The organism is Anaerostipes sp. CAG:276 (assembly GCF_000432215.1).
Taxonomy (GTDB): domain Bacteria; phylum Bacillota; class Clostridia; order Lachnospirales; family Lachnospiraceae; genus Anaerostipes; species Anaerostipes caccae.
Window position 1 is genome coordinate 70,684 of record NZ_FR889190.1, and the last position, 2,116, is coordinate 72,799.

Here is a 2,116-nt window from a genome sequence, read left to right on the forward strand (position 1 = left end):
AAGCACTGGCAGAAGACAATGGTGATGAGAAGATCGATGAACTGATCGAACTCATCGACAAATTCGGAAAATAAAAAACTGTTGTAGGACGGAAAATTGGTCAAAATAAAAGACGGAATCATATCAAGCATTATATTTGATATGATTCCGTCTTTTATACAGCGGCATTTTTATCTCAAAAAACATTTCCTCTTTATAAAATAAGCCGCAGCCACGAGCATTCCCAGCACGGAACAGATCAAAAAAAATCCATTGCTGGATATTGATTCTGTGATGAGAAAGAAACTGTCTTTGCTGAAAAATATGAGAGATATCTGACTGACAAAAGCTGCAATGCTCCCGATGCCAACGGCTCCGGCCAGAACGGTCCAGACTGGATCGCTTAGGTCAAAGGCTCCTTTTATAATCATTTCCAAAAAAATCAAAGTAAAAGCAGCGACAATAATAAAGGTATTATCCCATATTCCGTCAATCAGAATATAGCTCCTTGTTCTCAAATAAGTATCCGCAAGCAAAAGCACAGACATTAAGAGAATTCCGTGCAGCAGCGCATTTTGGCGCGCTTTCAGCTGTTTTATTGTAGATGTATCCTGACTCATAAACTCATTCCCCTTTCTCCTATGAAGTATAAGTATATGATAATTCGACAAAAGATTCAACCACGTGAAAATTTCCATATTTGCAATTCAAATTTTTTCCTGCTATTATATTCAATTAGATAATATAGAGAAAGGAACATGACTGTGAAACGATGGATTGTCTTTCTGCTGTGTCTTACTGTCTGCATGTCCGCATTATCCGGATGTGGCACCGGTAAAGAATTCGACAGCAGTTCCAAAAAACTGAATGTTGTAACCACCATTTTTCCTTACTATGATTTTGTAAGGCAGATTGGGAAAGATAAAGTAAACCTCAAAATGATCGTCACTGCGGGCAAAGACAGTCATACATTTGAACCGACTCCGGCCGATCTGATCAGCATACAAAAGGCCGATATTTTTTTCTATAACGGCGGAGCGATGGAATATTGGGTCCAAAAAATACAGAAATCCCAGGAAAACAACGGACAAGTTTCTTATGCCTTTATGGACTCGGTTAATCCAGTAGAAGAAGAGGTGACAGAGGGGATGAGCCTTCCCAGGGAAGAAGAAGGGGAAACAGAATATGACGAACACATTTGGACATCCCCTGTGAACGCACAGATTATTGTTAAAAAAATATGTGCTGTCTTATCTAAGGAAGATCCAGAAAACGCCCATTTTTATGAGAAGAATACAAAGGATTATTTAAAAAAGCTCAAAAAACTGGACCGGGACTTCAGAGAGACAGTAAAACATGGGAAACGTAAGCTTATGGTTTTCGGAGATAAATTCCCGATGCGCTATTTTACCGAAGCATACGGTCTCTCTTACAGGGCGGCATTCCCGGGATGCAGCGAGGAATCGGAGCCTAGTTCCAGGACGCTTTCTTATCTGATTGATCTGGTAAAGAAAGAAAAAATACCAGTCATCTATCATATGGACTTTGGAAGCAGTAAGATCGCGGATGTGATCTGTGAAGCATCCGGTGCTGAGAATATACCGTTTTATTCCTGCCATACCGTGACAAAACGTCAGTTTGACCAGGGCGTCACATACCTGGATCTGATGGAGAAAAATGTGAAAAATCTGGAGAAAGGACTGAGAGAATGACTTCCATTATTACGTGCAGTCATGTAGATCTTGGATATGACGGACATGTCATCGTAAAAGACTTAAATATGAAAATAGAACAGGGGGCTTATGTCTCTGTCATCGGACAAAATGGCTCCGGTAAGAGCACGTTTATCAAGACGCTGCTGGGTCTTGTGCGCCCTGTCTCCGGGAAAATCCAGCGCAGTCTTTCGGGAAAAGGCATCGGATATCTCCCACAGCAGACGGAAATGCAGAAAAACTTTCCGGCAACTGCCCTGGAAGTGGTTCTGTCAGGTTTTTTAAGCCGAAAACAGCGAAGGCCTTTTTATACGAAAAAAGAAAAATCCACTGCCATGGAGCAGTTAGAGAAGCTTGGTATTCCGGAGCTTTTCAAAACATGCTACCGGGAGCTTTCCGGCGGCCAGCAGCAGAGAGTCCTGCTG

At 41.7% G+C, this 2,116-nt stretch carries 3 protein-coding genes; 2 read left to right on the forward strand and 1 reads right to left on the reverse strand.

Annotation, left to right across the window (positions count from 1 at the left end):
• Window positions 1–170: 170 nt before the first annotated feature.
• A complete protein-coding gene (locus tag QVP35_RS08655) occupies window positions 171–599 on the reverse strand; it encodes a hypothetical protein (protein ID WP_022261038.1) in 429 nt (142 codons plus the stop codon).
• Window positions 600–737: 138 nt separating this feature from the next.
• Here QVP35_RS08655 and QVP35_RS08660 point away from each other — a divergent pair, with 138 nt between their 5' ends.
• Entirely contained in the window at window positions 738–1,691 is a 954-nt protein-coding gene (locus tag QVP35_RS08660) for a metal ABC transporter substrate-binding protein (protein WP_022261039.1), read from the forward strand.
• Window positions 1,688–2,116: metal ABC transporter ATP-binding protein (locus QVP35_RS08665; RefSeq protein ID WP_288187830.1), on the forward strand; the 429-nt coding region annotated here is incomplete at its 3' end. The genes QVP35_RS08660 and QVP35_RS08665, both read left to right, overlap by 4 nt.

Excerpts from the sequence above, each read along its gene's own strand:
- QVP35_RS08655 (WP_022261038.1), bottom strand. The coding sequence starts at position 599 with ATGAGTCAGGATACATCTACAATAAAACAGCTGAAAGCGCGCCAAAAT.
- QVP35_RS08660 (WP_022261039.1), top strand. The coding sequence starts at position 738 with ATGACTGTGAAACGATGGATTGTCTTTCTGCTGTGTCTTACTGTCTGC.